At 62.4% G+C, this 15,670-nt stretch carries 13 protein-coding genes; 6 read left to right on the forward strand and 7 right to left on the reverse strand.

The annotated features are described in order from the left end of the window. Nucleotides 1-15 precede the first annotated feature (15 nt). From E4Q08_RS03410 to E4Q08_RS03425, 4 genes are all read right to left on the reverse strand, one after another. Nucleotides 16-525: a phage tail protein gene (locus E4Q08_RS03410; RefSeq protein WP_034919658.1), complete on the reverse strand. Its 510-nt coding sequence runs from the start codon at nucleotides 523-525 to the stop codon at nucleotides 16-18. Nucleotides 526-546: 21 nt separating this feature from the next. Further along, nucleotides 547-2,529, reverse strand: a complete 1,983-nt coding sequence (locus E4Q08_RS03415) for a phage tail sheath C-terminal domain-containing protein (protein WP_169069356.1) — start codon at nucleotides 2,527-2,529, stop codon at nucleotides 547-549. Between the two features lie 147 nt (nucleotides 2,530-2,676). Further along, nucleotides 2,677-2,931 (reverse strand): hypothetical protein, encoded by a 255-nt coding sequence (locus tag E4Q08_RS03420; protein ID WP_169069357.1) that lies wholly within the window; start codon nucleotides 2,929-2,931, stop codon nucleotides 2,677-2,679. A 224-nt stretch (nucleotides 2,932-3,155) separates the two neighbouring features. Further along, complete coding sequence (locus tag E4Q08_RS03425) at nucleotides 3,156-4,238, reverse strand: sigma 54-interacting transcriptional regulator (protein WP_169069358.1); 1,083 nt, start codon at nucleotides 4,236-4,238, stop codon at nucleotides 3,156-3,158. 497 nt (nucleotides 4,239-4,735) lie between these two features. Here E4Q08_RS03425 and E4Q08_RS03430 point away from each other — a divergent pair, with 497 nt between their 5' ends. The 4 genes from E4Q08_RS03430 (at nucleotide 4,736) to E4Q08_RS25585 (ending at nucleotide 10,305) form a co-directional block, all read left to right on the forward strand. Next, nucleotides 4,736-5,893 carry a M20 metallopeptidase family protein gene (locus tag E4Q08_RS03430; RefSeq protein ID WP_169069359.1) on the forward strand — a complete coding sequence of 386 codons (1,158 nt, stop codon included), beginning with the start codon at nucleotides 4,736-4,738 and terminating at the stop codon, nucleotides 5,891-5,893. 341 nt (nucleotides 5,894-6,234) lie between these two features. After that, nucleotides 6,235-7,293 carry an OmpA family protein gene (locus E4Q08_RS03435; RefSeq protein ID WP_308240045.1) on the forward strand — a complete coding sequence of 353 codons (1,059 nt, stop codon included), beginning with the start codon at nucleotides 6,235-6,237 and terminating at the stop codon, nucleotides 7,291-7,293. A 38-nt stretch (nucleotides 7,294-7,331) separates the two neighbouring features. Beyond that, complete coding sequence (locus E4Q08_RS03440) at nucleotides 7,332-7,886, forward strand: WD40 repeat domain-containing protein (protein WP_169069360.1); 555 nt, start codon at nucleotides 7,332-7,334, stop codon at nucleotides 7,884-7,886. Between the two features lies 1 nt (nucleotide 7,887). Next, nucleotides 7,888-10,305, forward strand: coding sequence for a caspase family protein (locus tag E4Q08_RS25585; RefSeq protein WP_169069361.1), 2,418 nt, complete (start codon nucleotides 7,888-7,890; stop codon nucleotides 10,303-10,305). 217 nt (nucleotides 10,306-10,522) lie between these two features. Here the strand turns inward: E4Q08_RS25585 and E4Q08_RS03450 are convergent, their stop codons facing one another. From E4Q08_RS03450 to E4Q08_RS25595, 3 genes are read right to left on the reverse strand one after another with little or no spacing between them, the layout of a single operon-like run. Next, nucleotides 10,523-11,170 carry a Crp/Fnr family transcriptional regulator gene (locus E4Q08_RS03450; RefSeq protein ID WP_169069362.1) on the reverse strand — a complete coding sequence of 216 codons (648 nt, stop codon included), beginning with the start codon at nucleotides 11,168-11,170 and terminating at the stop codon, nucleotides 10,523-10,525. A 30-nt stretch (nucleotides 11,171-11,200) separates the two neighbouring features. Further along, on the reverse strand, nucleotides 11,201-12,313 hold the full coding sequence (locus E4Q08_RS25590; RefSeq protein WP_308240046.1) for a TonB-dependent receptor domain-containing protein: 1,113 nt from the start codon (nucleotides 12,311-12,313) through the stop codon (nucleotides 11,201-11,203). Further along, nucleotides 12,249-13,511 carry a TonB-dependent receptor plug domain-containing protein gene (locus E4Q08_RS25595; protein WP_308240047.1) on the reverse strand — a complete coding sequence of 421 codons (1,263 nt, stop codon included), beginning with the start codon at nucleotides 13,509-13,511 and terminating at the stop codon, nucleotides 12,249-12,251. Before E4Q08_RS25595 ends, E4Q08_RS25590 begins: the two co-directional genes overlap by 65 nt. Before the next feature lie 219 nt (nucleotides 13,512-13,730). Here E4Q08_RS25595 and E4Q08_RS03460 point away from each other — a divergent pair, with 219 nt between their 5' ends. Together E4Q08_RS03460 and E4Q08_RS03465 are read left to right on the forward strand one after the other, a co-directional pair. Beyond that, nucleotides 13,731-15,131, forward strand: a complete 1,401-nt coding sequence (locus E4Q08_RS03460; protein WP_169069363.1) for an ATP-binding protein — start codon at nucleotides 13,731-13,733, stop codon at nucleotides 15,129-15,131. After that, a complete protein-coding gene (locus E4Q08_RS03465; RefSeq protein WP_034915516.1) occupies nucleotides 15,103-15,669 on the forward strand; it encodes a response regulator transcription factor in 567 nt (188 codons plus the stop codon). Before E4Q08_RS03460 ends, E4Q08_RS03465 begins: the two co-directional genes overlap by 29 nt. The last annotated feature ends 1 nt before the right edge of the window (nucleotide 15,670 follow it).

Here is a 15,670-nt window from a genome sequence, read left to right on the forward strand (position 1 = left end):
CCGCCCGACGCGACATCAACCCGCCTCGTTCGGTTCGGGCGTGTCGACGTCACGCACCCAGCCTTCGAGTTCGATCTTGATGTGCTCGATGGCAACCGCGTTGGCGTTCGCATCGAGGTCGGGCAAGGTGACGAACTCGCTGACCCAGCAGCGATACAGGAAGTAGCGCAGCGCCACCTGACTCTTCTCGTTGAGCACCTCTAGCGTCAGGTCCTTCTTGTAGCCGGCCAGGTCCATCGCCGCATCGCCGGCATAACTCTGCACCGCATTCGCCCACTTCTCGAATTCGATGTCGTGGGTGATGCCGCGCTCCAGCGTGACGCCTTCGTAGCTGGAGCGGCCGGGCGACTTGTGGTCATAGCTGTTCTGCCCGCCGCTGCGGTGCTTGACGACTTCGGTGGTGCGCTTGAGCGAGCCGACCTTGGAGACGCCGAGGACCGTCTTGCCATCCCACAGCACACGGAATTTGAAGTTCTTGTAGGGGTCGACGCGCGTGGCGTTGACAACGAATCCGGTATTGGCCATGACGTGGTTCTCCGCGCGGGGTTACAGATCGCCGGCGATCTGCTGGATACTGATGACGACGAACTCGGCGGGCTTCAGCGGCGCGAAGCCGACCTGGATGTTGACGATGCCCTTGTTGCGATCGTCCTGGTTGGTGGTTTCGCCGTCGCACTTGACGAAGTAGGCTTCCTTCGGGGTCGCGCCCTGAAAGGCGCCCTGGCGGAACAGAGAATTCATGTAGGCGCCGACATTGAGCCTGATCTTGGCCCACAGTGGCTCGTCGTTGGGCTCGAACACCACCCATTTGGTGCCACGGAACAAGGACTCTTCGAGCATCAGCGCCAAGCGGCGGATCGGCACATACTTCCATTCCGAGGCCATCTGGTCGGCGCCGACCAGCGTGCGTGCGCCCCAGGCCACGCCGCCATACACCGGAAAGGTGCGCAGGCAGTTGATGGCCAGCGGGTTGAGCACGCCATTCTCGGCGTCGGTGAGCTTGCTGTCGAGCTGCGCCACACCGCTGAGCACCGCCTCGATCCCGGCCGGTGCCTTCCAGACACCGCGCTGGCTGTCAGTGCGGGCGTAGATGCCGGCCATCGTGCCGCTGGCGGCAATCGAGCGCAGGCGAAAATCGTTGACCGGATCGGGAACCTGCGTGCGTGGGAAATACACGGCCGAGTTGCGGTGGCGCAAACCGGCAAACCGGTCCAGCCAGTCCTTGACCTCCTGCGTCTCGTCGATGCCCTTGGGCACGTCGATCAGCAGGAAAGCGCGCTTGAGTTCGCAGAAAGCGAGCGCTGCGCTGTAGATCGCGAGGGTATCCGTTTCGGCCACGCCGTCGGCCACCGCACGCGGGATGCACAGGATGTTGAACAGGTCGACGCGGTCGAGCGCGTAAATGCCGGTGTTGAGCGCCGGGTTGCCGATCAGGTCGGTCGCGCCGGGCGCCGTGCCATCGCTGCCGGTCGTGCCGACGACCAGGGCGGCGATCACCGTCCCCGGAGCGCCCGCAGCGCCCGAACCCAGCGGGTATTGTTGTACATTGACCACGGCTGCGGCGTCGAAGCCGAGATCGGCGGCGGTCGTGTCGGCGCCACTGAAGTCGGTAATGGTCAACTGGTCGGTCGGAGAATAAGCCGTCGCGGTCTTGCTCGTCAGCACGCGCAGACGATTCGTCCCCACCACTTCGACAGTCGCCCCGGCCAGCGGCGCCGGTACGCTCGTCGTGCCGGCGGAAACCGATGTGCGAATGGCCTGCTCGATGTAGCCCCGCAATTGCGCGAGAGTACTCACCGTCTTCCCGCCTGCCGACCAGTTCTCGAGCGTCGCATCGCGCGTCGGCAGCGCGCCCAGGGTCAGCTTGAACTGCTTGCCGGAGAGAGCATTCAGAGCGGCCAGCTTCGCCGGGGTGATGGCCGCTCCGAGGGTGCCGCCAGCGGCAGGCCGCTTGCTTGAAGCCGCGGCGCTGCCGGCGCGCAGCTTGACCAGTTTCGAACTGTCGTTGACCACCTTGACCGCATACCGCGGCTGCGCCGTGTCCATGGTCAGGTTCAGGTAACGCTCGCTCGCCAGCGGCTTGGCGTTGGCCGCATTGCTGTCATAGCGGGTGATCGCGAGGTTGAAGGTGTGTTCCGGGTCGACGGTGGCGTAATCGACATCGATGCGCACATGGTTGCCCCACAGCCCCGCGTTCGCGGCTTCGGCCAGCAACACCTCGTCAGGCGCAGGCAACATGTGCAGCGCTGCACCGGCCGCCGCTTCGCCGTTGGCGACCCGCACCACCAAGGCCGAGCTACCGCCGTTCAGGAAGTACTGCGCGATCGCATAGCTGGCCTCGCTGCGATCGTCCAGGCCGCCGTAGATACGCTGAAAATCGGCCGTCCCGAAGATCTCGACGGCCTCGTCCGTCGGCCCTTCGCGGAAGAAATCGATGAACGCGGTAATCGAGGTGCCCACGCTGGTGATCGTGTGCACCCCGCTCGACACTTCCTGGATGTAGACGCCTGGATAAGTCACTTGCACCATGTGTGCCTCCTAGAACATTCGGATACCCGGGCCGAGCGTCTGCAATCGACGCTTGGAACTGCCTGCCATGCCTTCTCTTTCGCCGTCGCCACCCACAGCAGCCAGGTCGCATTCATCATCATTCACCTTGGCGCTGCTTCGCTTCAGTCACCCATCCTCTCGTCTCTTGGCGTGCCCGGCAGCAAAGATGACACTACCGTCGGGCAGCCGAATCTCCGTCAGGCTCCCCTGCTCGGTCATTGCCGCCAACGCCGTCTCGACATCACGCAGGGAAACGTCGGCAAAGCGGCGTGGCAACCACCATTGCTGTACTCCAAGGGCGTTATCTGCCGCGTCCGGATGCGCGGCAAGGTAAGCCAGGATTGCCGTCTCCACAGTGACACCATTTCCCTTCCAGACCATTCGCCTCCCGCATGCTCGAGAATGCTGACTTCACAGAGCAAACTCTGTGCCACCCATGGTCAGAGGTACTTTCTCTGTATGAATCAGTGACATTCCTTGCGGTAACGGAGGCTGTAGGGGGCGAAATCCGGGGTGCTTCCGACACACTGGGTCAAATCTGACCCACACCTGCGAACCCACCCTGAGCACCGCGGCCGATCGTCGCCGATGCCATGCCGGGGAAATCAGGAACGAAGCTGATTTTCACCTGCGGGTTGGACGCTGAGCGCGGAGGTATTTTCGAGAGTGCCCTTGACCCAGCGGGAGGTCGCGTCCTCGGCGAAGCTGGATCGTGCGAGGCCGTATTTACGAACCAGCTTGTTGAGCCGGCTGCGGTCCTGACCGCAAAGGCGCGCTGCCAGACTGATGTTACCGGCTGTGGTGGCGAGTAGCTGGCTGAGATACGATCGTTCAAATCGAGCAATGGCGTCGGCTTTGGCCTGCCGGAAATCCGTGACCAGGCCGGGTTCGGCCACCGGCGCTGTGGTCGTGATGCGCAACGGTGCGGACGGAACATTCAGATACAGGGTCTCTCCCTCGTTGAGCAGCAGTTCCCGGTGCACCATGTTCTCCAGTTCACGCACATTGCCCGGCCAGTCATACCCGCGCAACTGCAACAGGCTTTGCGGGTCGACGGGAATCGCGGGCAGGCCATAGCGGCCGCGGTAGCGCGCCACAAAAGCCTCGGCAAGCAGAGCGGCGTCATCCCCACGCGCGCGCAGCGGCGGCATTTCGAGGACCAAGACCCGGAGACGAAACAACAGATCCTGCCGGTAGCTACCCTGACGGCTGAGTGCCGCCAGGTCAGTGTTGCTGGCGGCGATCACGCGGACATTGGCGCGACGGGATGCCGATCCGCCCACCGGCCGATACTCGAGATCCTGCAGAAAACGCAGTAGTGCGACCTGGGCATGCGCCCCCAGGGCTTCGATCTCGTCGAGGAACAGCGTCCCGCCTTCCGCCTGGGCCACCACCCCGCTGCGCGCCTCTCGGGCATCGGTGAAAGCGCCCCTGACGTGCCCGAACAACTCGCTTTCGACCAGATTGTCGGGGATGGCGCCACAGTTGATCGGAACGAAAGGTGCGCTGCCGCGCGCCCCCGAATAGTGGATGGCACGCGCCGCCAGTTCCTTGCCAGTTCCGGTCTCGCCCTCGATGAGTACCGGCGCATCGCATCGGGAAAGCTTGGCGATGTACTGCAGCACCTGGCGGAACACCGGGGATTCCCCTACAAAAATCGGGGCAGCATATCGATCTTCAAACCTCATCTCGCTCCTCCACTGGTCGCTCTTTCGGGCATTGTGGGACGCCGGTCGCCGTGTCCCTCGGACTGCCGACAAGACATCATAAGCGGGTCATCACCGCCAAGTCCAGTTTGAGGATCGGAGTACGAATTAGTTGCGAAGATCCTCTGTTAATGAAGATTTTCGATGAGGTCTGAGTTGACCAGCCGCCGGATCGAAATGATCGGCCAAGTGAATCGCTCCCGTGGCGAAGAGGTGCTTGTTATCCGAATACAGCGCAGCGTCGCCAAAGACGAGCAAAACGGGGCGAACTTTGAGGGAAGGGCTTGCTTTTTTCCCTTGGCGTCCGCAAGATTTGGCACGACGAACACCAAACGGCGCCAATAGGGAATAGGGAATAGGGAAGACCTGAACCCGTCAGGTCAGTGGGCACATCTGGAACGTAAAATGGAAAATCTGAACCTGGCTCCTTTTTCTTTCCCCCCCTTTCCCCCCCTTTCCCATCTCGCAACCGACGTAGCATGATGGAAAGCAAACACATCATGCGGCAGTTGGTGCGCTGGCGTCGCTCGCTGCACCAGTACCCGGAAATCGGCTACGAAGAACGGAAAACCGCCCGCTTTGTGATCACCGAACTCCAGCGCCTGGGGATACCCTACGAGTATGGAGGAGTCGGTGGCGGCATCGTCGCCCGACTTCGCGGAGCGCGAACAGAAGGACCACGGGTCGCACTCCGTGCTGAACTCGATGCATTACCGATTGCCGAACAGACCGGCCTGCCGTTTGCTTCTCGCCATAGCGGGAAAATGCACGCCTGCGGGCACGATGGACATATGGCCATGGTGTTGGGCGCAGCGGCGCTGCTGCAGGATCCGCTCCCGCAGGGCGACGTGGTGCTGATCTTCCAGCCTGCCGAAGAAGGTGGCCTTGGCGCGCAGGTGATGATCGATGCAGGCGCACTCGCCGGTGTGGCCATGATCTTCGGGGGGCACCTGACCAACCTCTACCCCACTGGGCAGATCATGGCTGCCCCGGGGCCGGTTTGCGCCCAAGCCGACAGCTTCCGTATCCGTGTGTTCGGCCGCGGAGGTCACGGTGCCAGGCCGCACGAGGCGACCGACGCATTGGTCGCCAGTGCCGCGCTGGTCGGCGGGCTGCAGACTCTCGTGTCGCGCGAGGCCAACCCGCTCGATCCATCGGTGGTCACCATCGGAACGCTGCAAGCGGGTACGGCCCGCAACGTGATCGCGCACGAGGCGTTGCTGGAGGGAACGATCCGTACGACGCAAAGCGAGACCCGGTTACGATTGATCGCCGGGATGGAACGAATGTGTCGCGCCCTTGGGGAGGCATACCATACCCGAATCGAACTCGATCTGTCGGAACCGTATCCACCGGTGATCAATACTCCGCGCGAAACCGAACTCGCCCGCCGCGCTGCCGCGCGTGTCGTCGGCACAGAGCAGGTACTGACCTACGAGTTGCCGAGCATGGGTGCAGAGGACTTCTCGCTTTACCTCAACGAGGTACCCGGCTGCTTCGTGCGCTTCGGGGCGCGGGCTCCGAACGCGGCGAACGTGCCGCTGCACAGCCCACAGTTCGATTTCGACGAAGCCGCCCTGCTCATCGGAGCGCGTTACTTCGAAGCAGTCGTGCGCCTCGCTCTTGCCGAGAATTAACATGACCGTTAGCCTTGGTGACCCGGAACCTGCACGAGTTGCAGCGCGTCGATGGCCTCTGTGAATGGACGCCAAGCTCGTCTTGGCAAGCCGCGCTTCCTTGCCTGACCCGGCACTTCGCTGCTTGCGCGAAGCGGATGAACGAGTTCGAATTTTCCGTGTCAGATTACGATATCCACAAGAAGGGAGAATTCTCATGTCATTGAAGTCGTGCTGTCTCGCAAGCCTTTTTTCTGGCCATCGGAGTACTTTCGGCCGCCTGTACGACTACCGAGGAGAAGCCGACAGCGGCTGCACCGCCTGCTCCCCCGCCACTGGTTGCACTTCCCTACGACCAGGCGGTGCGCAAGGCGGCGCAGGAATTGCTGGCCAATGCCAAGCTGGCCAAGGATCAGAAGTACAACATGATCGTCGATCCGCTGGTAGACGGCAACAGCGGTGTGCAGACCGAAGCGACGGCGGCGATGGAGCAATCGGTCGTGCAACTGGTGAAGGAGAGCTATCAGCAGGTTGATGTCAAGCCCTTCACCAGCGAAACCGTATCCACACTTCCCTTGCTGATGGTCGGCACATTCACGCCGATCAACCTGCAGGGCAAAGCGGACGGCGAACGCGATGCCTACCGCATCTGCTTCGCCCTCGCCGATCTGAAGACCGGCAAGATCATCAGCAAAGGCCTGGCGCGTTCCCTGCCCGATGGGTTTGATCCCACACCTCTGGCCCTCTTCCGCGAGATGCCGGTGTGGTCGAAGGACGCCGCGACCGAGGGCTACGTCAAGACCTGTCAGGGAACCAAAGCAGGGGATCCGATCAATCCTGCCTACATCGATACCGTTCTCGCCGCATCGACGATCAACGAAGCAATGAAAGCCTATCACGGGAAGCGCTACAAGGACTCGCTGGCACTCTTCCAGTCGGTACTGAAGAATCCCGCCGGCAACCAGGCACGCGTGTATGCCGGCATCTACCTCAACCAGGTGAAACTGGGGAACAAGAAGGGGGCGATGCAGGCTTTCGGCCAACTGGTCGACATGGGCCTGGCAACCGACCGGCTTGCCGTCCAGTTCAACTTCAAACCCGGAGCCACCGCTTTCTCGCAGGATCAGCAGCCGCAGTATTCCCAGTGGTTGTCCGAAATTGCCCGGCAATCGCTTCGTCAAACCTCGTGCATAGAGGTTGCCGGTCACACCCGGCGGGGAATGTCCGAGCAGATGGATGAGCGCCTTTCACTGCAGCGTGCCGAGTTCGTCCGGCAAAAGATCGCTGCGGCCAATCCTGCCTTTGCCAAGCGGTCTCAGGCCAAGGGCTATGGTTCGCAGCGCGCGATCGTCGGTACCGGCAAGGGCAACGACTCGGACGCGCTGGATCAGCGTATCGAGTTCAAGAAGGTTTCCTGCTGATTCCTGTCGCCCGACCCGCGTACCGGATGAGAGCGGCCTTGCGCCTGCCAGGAGTAGGAATAGGAATAGCGCTGCGCTTTGTCTGCTGTCTGCTGACCTGCCTGCCAGGTGCTGCTGCGGCAAGCGCAGCAGATGCGGTGCCCAGCCTGCGTCTCGAAACCGGCAGCCATGTCGCCCCGGTGCGCGCAGCCAGCCTGGACCGTGACGGCCGTTATGTCGTCACGGCTTCCGAAGACAAGACCGCCCGCGTCTGGGACGCGGCCAGCGGCACGCTGCTGTCGGTCTTCCGGCCGCCTTCCGCCCCTGGCAACGACGGCAAGTTGTACGCGGTGGCCATGACTCCGGACGGATCGGTTTTTGCAGCGGCCGGGTGGTCAGCAAGCAACGATCTGTATCTGGTCCGGCGCAATGATGGCCAGATCATTCACCGCATTTCCGGGCTGCCGGATGTGGTGACCCATCTGTCGTTTTCTCCCGACGGCAGGACTCTCGTCGCGGGTCTCTGGGGGAAAACAGGGGACTCGGGTATTCCTTGGCGCCGACGGCTGGAGCAGCGCGCGCGAGCTGCAAGGCGACGCCGATTATTCGGATGAAGTGAATGCCACCGCCTGGTCGCCGGACGGCAAGACCTTGCTGGTCAGCAGCGCCGATGCTTTTCTCCGCGCCTACGAAGTGACCGGCAAAGGCATCAAGCTGCTGTCGAGAGGTGCACTGGGAGGCAATGGCATTCCTTTTGGTCTGGCGTTTTCACCGGACGGCCAGACTGTGGCGGCAGGCGCATCGAACCAGGGCAGTATCGATCTGCTCGATGCCAAAACCCTGAAATCGAAGAAGGTTCTCTCACCCACACAGGCGAACTCCTCGCGAAGCCTGAGCGTCGTGGCCTGGTCGGCCGATGGCAAACGGGTCTTCGGTGCGGGGACCTGGGCCAATGAGAAGGGACAGTTCACGATCTGTGGCTGGTCTGGCGACGGTCTGGGAGAGCCATCATGCACTCCGGTCGCCCGCAACACGATCACCGCCTTGCAGGCCACGCCCAACGGCGGCTTGCTGTATGCCTCCGCCGATCCCGAGTGGGGAGTGCTTGGCACCGACGGACGGCCACGGCTCACGGTCGGCAACTCCTTGATGGACTTCCGCAACCTCCGTAGCCGCTTCCGGCTCGCGAGCGACGGCAGCGCACTGGCCTTTCGCGAAACGCACCCTGGTGGAACCGGCGATGCGTTCGACCTTCGCCAGCTCGCCTGGGTCAAGGCCGGCAAGGACTGGCAAGCGCCGAGGACGATGGCCGGCAGAACGAGCATGGACAACTGGTTCGAACGGCAGCGACCGATGCTCAATGGCAAAGCGCTCAATCTGGACAGCAGCGAGTGGTCGCTCTCGACTGCAGTCTCGCGCGACGGCGAACGAATCGCGCTCGCCACCAATCACAAGCTCCGTCTGTATGACCGCAGCGGCCGCGAGCTGTGGCGCACGGCGGCACCCGCGACGACCTGGCAGATCAACCTCAGTGACGACGGCCGCTGGGTGGTGGCGGCATTCAGCGATGGCACGCTGCGCTGGTACCAGGCAAAGGACGGTAGCGAACAGCTCGCTTTCTTCCCGCACACCGACGGGCGCCGCTGGGTGATGTGGACACCCGCCGGCGACTTCGCCGCCAGCCCGGGTGGCGAAAACCTCGTCGGCTGGCAGGTCGATCGCGGATCGGCGCAGGCGGCGGATTTCTACCCGGTATCGCGCTTCCGCACGGACTATTACCGGCCGGAAGTACTTGCCGAGGTGATCGGCAAGGGAGGCGTGGCGGCCGCGCTGGCCGCTGTTCCTGCAACCGCTGCACGCCCGACAGGGAGCCAGGCAATTCTGGAGATCTTGCCGCCGACCGTGCGCATCCTCTCGCCTGACGCCCTGACTGTCACCAAGGGCGGCGAGATCAAGCTGGTGGTTGCCGTGCGCTCGCCGGAGGGCGCGCCGGCAACCCAGCTGCGTGCGCGGGTCAACGGCCAACTCATTGCGCTGCCGGCTCTTTCTTCTCTCCGGAGTTCACGAACGGGCAATCGGGGAGAAAGCAGCTACGAGGTTCCAGTGTCACTACCGCCCATCGATGCGCATATCCTGCTGTTCGCAGAAAACAAGCACGGCGTATCGCCGGAGGCGGCATTGACGGTCAAGAGACCCTCTGAACCCATTGCCAAGGAGCCGACCGATTCCCCAATTGCGTCGGCCGGCCAGCCGAACTCGGCCGCTGCCGCCGGCGTGGACCTCCGACCAAACCTCTACGTGCTGGCGATTGGCATCAGCAAGTATCAGGATTCCTCGATCCAGCTCGATTTCGCAGCCAAGGATTCGACCGACCTTGCGAATTTCTTCAAGACCCAGGAAGGCGGACTGTACCGCAAGGTATCGGTTCGTCTGCTCACCGATGGCAAGGCAAGACGCGACGATGTCCTCGACGGACTGGAGTGGATCCGCAAGGAACTGACCTCACGAGACATCGCTTTCGTTTTCATTGCCGGACACGGCGTCAATGACTCCGACGGCACCTATTACTTCCTGCCGCAGGATGTCAACATCAAGGCCCTGAAACGCACCGGCGTGATTTTCACCGAGATTCGCAACACGCTGGTATCCTTGCCCGGCAAGGCACTGTTCTTCATCGACACCTGTCATGCGGGCAATGTACTGGGAACCGGAACGCGTTCGCTGCGAATGGACACCACAGCCGTGGTCAACGAGCTATCGAGTGCCGATAACGGCGTCATTGTCTTCGCCGCAGCCACCGGACGCCAGTACGCGCAGGAATCGCCGGACTGGGGCAATGGCGCTTTCACCAAGGCCATTCTCGAAGGGCTGCGCGGGCAGGCAGACTACAACAAGTCGGGTCGCATCACGCACAAGATGCTCGACCTCTACGTCTCGGAAAGAGTCAAGGCACTGACCGAAGGAGCCCAGTCGCCGGTCACCATCGTGCCCAGTGGTGTACCCGACTTCCCGCTCGTGCTGGGCAAGCGTTAATGTGAACGTCGCGTCAGCGACGCACGAATCTCCCCTCCCCCTCGCGGAGGAGAAGGCGGGGTTTCGCGGTGCGCAGCTCCACGCCGAGCCGGCCGGCGATGCAGCGCTGGCCGTGGGAGCAACCGTGTCTAACTACAAGGGGCCAGGGAATAGGGTAACGGTCATGGCTTTCATGGTCGGTGGTGCCTGGAAAAGTCATGACCGTTAGAGTGGCGACTCAGTGCGTCTCGCCGAGCGCGTGCCGTATGGCAAAGTTTCGCTGTGAGGGCCGCTTGCCGTCGTGGCGCAGCGGGTCAAGGACCCCGGCATGGCGCAACTGGCTGACCATGCGCGAAACCGTTTCCAGCTTCAACGCGGTGATGTCGGCCATGTCCTGCCGTGACGGCAGGACCACTTGCAGTTCGACCGCCGTGTTGGTCGGGTGCTCCGCCGCCGGATGTGCGAGCATCATGACCAGGCGACGGACACGGTCAGCGGCCTGACCACAGCGCAGGGCGATGACCTCGGCGGCACGTCGCTCGGCTTTGGCCAGCGTACGCAGTAGCGAATCGCCGACAGGAGAAGCACGGCCTTCCGGCCATGATTCGAGAACGCAGGCGGTGAGCGCCGTTGCCGTAAAGCTGTATTTTCCGAACAGCAGCGTCTCGGCACCGATTACGTCACCTCTGATGGCGAGGTTGGCAAAGCTCTGTTCACCATTGGGTTCCTCGCGATCCAGACGAACCGAACCGCTGACGATGCGCCAGGCAGCACCCTTGGTATCGCGGGCATGGATACGCTGACCACGGTCGAAACGGAGCAGCCAATGCTTCCCCTGGATCTGCCGCGCAGCGGCGCAGCGAGGGACCTTCTGCGCATCGAGCAAGATTTCCGACTCCTTTCCGTAGGTCCGGCTTCAGAATCGTAGATTCAGGCCGGCATAAACCGAGCGCCCCATGCCGGGAACGGCCGTTCCATAAACCATGGGTCTCTGCCCGAGATAGGCACCACCGAGTGGCGAATCGTAGAGCCGGTTGAACAGGTTTTCAACGCCGAGATCGACGCGCAACTGCTTCCACTCGTAACTGCTGCGCAGGTTCAGCAAACCGTATCCGCTGGTTTCAAGCTCGTTGCGAACCTGCGAGACCTTGGTCTTGGCGTCGACAAACACGCCTTCCAGAGTGTTGGTCCAGGCCCCCGACTTTTGCACCAGCGCCAGTTTCGCGTTCAGGGGCATGATGTGATACAGGTTGTCGTCGGTGTCGAGGTTTTCTCCCCTGACGTAGCTCAGCACGCCGGTCATCTTGACCTCGCCGATGGCACTGTCGCTGAGCAGCGGAAAGTAGCCGGAAACGTCGGCGCCGTACAGGCGGGCGCTTTGATTGACGAACTGCAGGTAGACAAAACCGGTGCTGCGGGTCAGGTTGCTGCCCTGGCAGGGCGACATGCCGGTACCGCCGAAACAGCGACGCGCGTCAATGTAGTCCTGTACATAGGTGTAGTAAGGCGTGATGCTGAAACCCCACAGTGACTTCTTGGCATCGTGCCAACTGGCGGTAGCGCTGATGGTGTTGGCAACTTCCGGCTTGAGGTTGAGGTTGCCGACGTAGCCATTTCCGTCGCCGAACCAGTTGATCATGGTCATGGTCATGGCGTTGTTGGTCGACCAGGCGTAACGCTCATAGAGGTTCGGTGAGCGCGTCTTGCGCGCAAAGCCGGCCTCGAAGGTCTGCTGAGCGTCCGGGGTAAAGCGCAGCAAGGCCGTCAGATCGAGGTTGTGATCGGTTCTGCTGTGATTCTGGGCATTGAAGGCGCCCGGAATCGACGTCGGATTCAGCGGATTGCCGTAGTCCGGAACATTGTAGCCCTGCACGTCACCGGTATCCATCCACACGGTACTGCTGCGCAGCCCCAACTGGGACAGCCATTGGCTGCTCCAGCGCGCCTCCCATTCGCCAAAGACGTCAAAGTGGTCGCGTATACCGTTGTGGATGTTCCAGAAAGTCGAGCCGTTCATCATGTTGCTCATGGCGGCCATGCCGCCCATCCCACCCATCCCACCCATACCCCCCCATGGGTGGGACGTACGGTCCAATCGCAGGCCACCAGTCGTCAAGGTGGTAGTGCTGATAATCGCTGCCGACCCTCAGGAGGTCGCGATCGGAGAGCCGGATGTCGACCTTGATCAGGGCACCAGCAGTTTCCCCGTGCGTATCCATCGGCATACCGGCCGGGTTGGCCATCATGCCCGTCGTCTGCAGCTTGTCCTCGAGGAAGTTCATCTTGTGACGGGTGTCGTCGTAGTAGGCGCGCGCCTCGAGCGAACCCCAATCGTACTGGCCAAAGGAGCGGAAGTTGACCTTCTGACTGGTGTTTTCGGTCATGTCCATGCGCTGATTCGGAAAACCCTGATACGGAATGTGCTGATAGACGTATTTGAGTTCGAACAACTGGTTTTCCTGGCGCAGGGCGAAGCCGAGCGACTGGTTCTCGGACTTGTACTGCGACGAGCCCACCTCGTTGCCAGCCAGCCACACCGCGGTGCCTTCCGACAATCCGGCAGACTTGAATTTGCCGCCTGCATCGTAGTTGTTGGCCTGCACCGTCGATCCCGCGTAGGTCACGCTGAGGATCTCGTTGGCAATCGTCGCCGACAGATTGGCGCCCCGGGCATCGCCATTGCTGCGATAGAAAGTACCCGCCTGACCGGTCAGCAACAGGCCTTCGCCGGCCTTGGCAAACAGCGGCGTCGCGGAGTTGATCTGGATCGTGCCGGCGATGCTGTCGCCACCGACACTGACCGGCGTGATGCCGGAGAACAGCCTGACGCTGCCGACCAGGGTCGGATCGATGTACGACAGCGGCGGGTTCATGTGGTTGGCGCAGGAGGAGATCAGGTCCATGCCATCGACCTGGATGCGAATACGGTCATCGGCCAGGCCGTGAATGGCTGGCAGACTGGATACGCCGCCGGCGCCGTAGCGGCTGACGCCGGGTAGAGCGTCGAGAAGGCTGGCTGAATCACTGCTGGCCGCTCGGTAAGGAGTGACGCTCGCCGCGTCGAGACGGCTGCCCTCGAAGGATTGCCGGTCGCTGATCCTGGGCGCCCTGACGACGATTCCGTCCATCTCCGGCAGGGTTGCGCTTCCCTGCGCAATCGCGCTTTGCCACAGCACGGGCAAGGCCAGAGTAACGGTGACCGCGATCGATCTCCTGGCAAACTGCATCCCGAACCCTCCCCTGTGTCTTGATAGCCGGCATTCTAGGGGGGGAGGCTGCGCCGTGGAATGTGGCAAATCGTCGCATCCACCAGGCCAGCAGGTCAGCAGGTCAGGGCCGGCGGCCCATGTTTTCGGGGTCGCAATCAACGGACAAGGGTTGGAATCCCACCCTGACTGCGGCCAGGGCGTAGAATTCAGCGCTTCAACCGCTGCCAGGCACTGCCCATGTTTTTGACTCATCAGAACCGGACGCAGGTTTTTCTGCCGGGTACAGCGCTGACCCGGCTGCTGATGCTGCGCCGGATTGAAGTGTTGACCCAGGCGATGGTACTGATTCTGGCAGTGGCTTGGCTGCGCATACCGCTCGCCTTGATGCCGATGAGCCTGGCCATCGCTCTGCTCGCAGCCGTCAATCTCGTCACTCGGAAACGGCTCGACAGGGGTGGCCCAGTCACCGAAATTGAACTCTTCGCGCATCTGACTTTCGACGCCGCCATTCTCGGTTTGCTGCTCTACTTTGCCGGCGGCTCGGCCAACCCCTTCGTCTCCTTGTTCCTTCTACCGCCCACACTGGCCGCTGCGATGCTGCCCGCGAGCTACGCCTGGGCAATGGCGGCAATCACGCTCTTCGCCTACACCTTACTGATGTTCTGGAACTTGCCGCTGCCGCCGCCGCAGGGCGATCTGGCGCAACTTGACGCGCTGCTTGCCCGCGCCATCGGCGGCACGAGCGAGCATGCCGCCCACAGCAGCGGCTTTGCCCTGCACGTCATCGGAATGTGGCTCAACTTCGTGATCAGCGTCACCATCGTCGCTTTCTTCCTGACCCGCATGGCCACTGCCCTCAAGGGGCGCGAACGCGAACTCGCCGCAGCCCGCGAAGACGCACTGCGCAATGAGCAGATCCTCTCGATCGGTACGCTCGCTGCCGGTGCGGCGCACCAGTTGGGGACGCCACTCGGGACGATGGCGGTCGTGATCCGCGAACTCGAACTAAATCATGGCGACAATGCCGAGCTGCAGGAGGACCTGCTGTTGTTGCGCGAACAGGTGACACGCTGCAAGCAGACGATTTCGCAGATCCTCGCATCGACGGGTCAGGGCCGCGGCGAAAGCATGCGCAGGGTGGCGCTCGACACCTATCTGCAGCGTTTGCTCGACGACTGGCGGGTAATCCGTCCGCACGCCCGGATCAGCGTGTCGCTACAGGGTGTGCAGCCAGCACCACTGATCTCCGCCGAGCGCACCCTGGAGCAGGCCCTCCTCAACCTGCTCGACAATGCTGCCGACGCCAACGGGGAAAACCGGGAAGCCCTGCAGTTCTTCGCCTCCTGGGACACCGAGCATTGTCAGATCGAAATCCTCGACCGTGGCGCCGGCCTCGATGAAGAAACCGCGCAGCGCCTTGGCGAGGCTTTTTTCAGCACCAAAACCGCTACTCGGGACCCGCCAAACGGTATCGGCATCGGCCTGTTTCTCAGCAACGCCACCGTCGAGCGCCTCGGTGGCAAGGTCGAACTCTTCAATCGTGCGGACCCGCAAGGCGGCGCATGCACCCGCGTGACCCTGCCGTTGACCCGACTGAAAGCCGAGCACCATGCCTCTTCAAGCCCCACGACTCCCTGACGACGAGCGCTCGACGCTGCTGCTGGTCGATGATGACGACGCTTTTCGCCGCGTCCTCGCGCGCGCCCTGGAGCGTCGCGGTTATGCCGTGACCGTCGCCGCCAATGTCGAAATGGCAATCATCCAGGCGCAGGCACAGCCTCCCGAGTACGCCGTCGTCGATCTCAGGATGCCTGGCGAGTCGGGCTTGGCACTGATCGAGAAGTTGATGGCCTGCGATCCGAACACCCGTGTCGTCATGCTCACCGGCTACGCCAGCATCGCCACCGCGATCGAAGCGATCAAGCTCGGCGCCATCCATTACCTGGCCAAACCCTGTGACGCGGATGAGATTGTCGCGGCGCTCAACAGAAGCAGCGTAGGCGACTCGTCATTCCCGGTTTCCGGATCGCCGCTGTCGGTAAACCGCCTCGAATGGGAACATATCCAGCGCGTGTTGGCCGAGCATCAGGGCAACATCTCGGCAACCGCCAGAGCCTTGAAAATGCACCGCCGCACGCTGCAGCGCAAACTCGGCAAACATCCGAGTCCGGAATAGC

Source organism: Candidatus Accumulibacter contiguus, from assembly GCF_012940005.1.
GTDB classification, from domain to species: domain Bacteria; phylum Pseudomonadota; class Gammaproteobacteria; order Burkholderiales; family Rhodocyclaceae; genus Accumulibacter; species Accumulibacter contiguus.

Excerpts from the sequence above, each read along its gene's own strand:
- E4Q08_RS03410 (WP_034919658.1), bottom strand. The coding sequence starts at position 525 with ATGGCCAATACCGGATTCGTTGTCAACGCCACGCGCGTCGACCCCTAC.
- E4Q08_RS03415 (WP_169069356.1), bottom strand. The coding sequence starts at position 2,529 with ATGGTGCAAGTGACTTATCCAGGCGTCTACATCCAGGAAGTGTCGAGC.
- E4Q08_RS03420 (WP_169069357.1), bottom strand. The coding sequence starts at position 2,931 with ATGGTCTGGAAGGGAAATGGTGTCACTGTGGAGACGGCAATCCTGGCT.
- E4Q08_RS03425 (WP_169069358.1), bottom strand. The coding sequence starts at position 4,238 with ATGAGGTTTGAAGATCGATATGCTGCCCCGATTTTTGTAGGGGAATCC.
- E4Q08_RS03430 (WP_169069359.1), top strand. The coding sequence starts at position 4,736 with ATGATGGAAAGCAAACACATCATGCGGCAGTTGGTGCGCTGGCGTCGC.
- E4Q08_RS25590 (WP_308240046.1), bottom strand. The coding sequence starts at position 12,313 with ATGAGCAACATGATGAACGGCTCGACTTTCTGGAACATCCACAACGGT.
- E4Q08_RS25595 (WP_308240047.1), bottom strand. The coding sequence starts at position 13,511 with ATGCAGTTTGCCAGGAGATCGATCGCGGTCACCGTTACTCTGGCCTTG.
- E4Q08_RS03460 (WP_169069363.1), top strand. The coding sequence starts at position 13,731 with ATGTTTTTGACTCATCAGAACCGGACGCAGGTTTTTCTGCCGGGTACA.
- E4Q08_RS03465 (WP_034915516.1), top strand. The coding sequence starts at position 15,103 with ATGCCTCTTCAAGCCCCACGACTCCCTGACGACGAGCGCTCGACGCTG.